Annotated in this window: 1 protein-coding gene; it reads right to left on the reverse strand. The window is 61.4% G+C overall.

The genetic code is table 11. The features are described 5' to 3' along the window. On the reverse strand, positions 1-684 hold a 684-nt coding region (gene pip, locus OMK64_RS21370; protein WP_272730124.1), incomplete at its 3' end, for a prolyl aminopeptidase. Positions 685-784: the final 100 nt, after the last annotated feature.

Consider the following 784-nt stretch of genomic DNA (forward strand, 5'->3'; position numbering starts at 1 on the left):
TGGAGTACAGCGACGCGCGAGCAGCGGTCTCTCAGCTGTTTTTGTTACTTTTTTTTTTTGGCACAGGCCAAGCATGCGCCCTTCCCAGCCGGACCAGGCCTTGGCCGCGTGCATCTGGGCGATCTGATCGTTGCCGGTGAGGCGCTTGTGGTAGGCCGCGATCATGTCGTGGCGCTCTTCCGGCGGGATCGGCGCGAGGTAGTCCTGCCAGTAATCAGGGAACAGGCGGCTCGCCCCTTCCTGATAAAACCAGTGAATGTCCTGCGGACGTGCCAGGAAAATGCCGCGCACAATCAGGCCGAGCACCCGCTCCGGATGGGTTTGCGCGTAGGCCAGGGCCAGGGTCGAGCCCCAGGAACCGCCGAACAGTACCCACTTGTCGATGCCCAGGTGCTCGCGGATGCGCTCTAGGTCGGCGACCAGGTCCCAAGTGGTGTTGTTTTCCAGGCTGGCGCGCGGGGTGGAGCGCCCGCAACCACGCTGGTCGAACGTAACGATGCGGTACAGGTTCGGGTCGAAATAGCAGCGGCTCTGGGCATCACAACCGGCACCAGGGCCACCATGGATGAAGACAACGGGCAAACCTTCGGGGGAGCCACTTTCGTCGACGTACAGCGTGTGGGTGTCATCGACAGCCAGATCGTGCCGGGCGTGGGGTTTGATCTGCGGGAACCAAGTCTGCATTGCGCGCTCCGTAAGGGGTCGGGTTCATCCCTGGGGGGACGTCTTTTATTTTGCCGTCTGGCACTATAAACCCGAATTGTGCAATGAGCATGTCCTAGAG

This window comes from Cellulomonas fimi (genome assembly GCF_028527925.1).
In the GTDB taxonomy this organism is placed as follows: domain Bacteria; phylum Actinomycetota; class Actinomycetes; order Actinomycetales; family Cellulomonadaceae; genus Cellulomonas; species Cellulomonas fimi_C.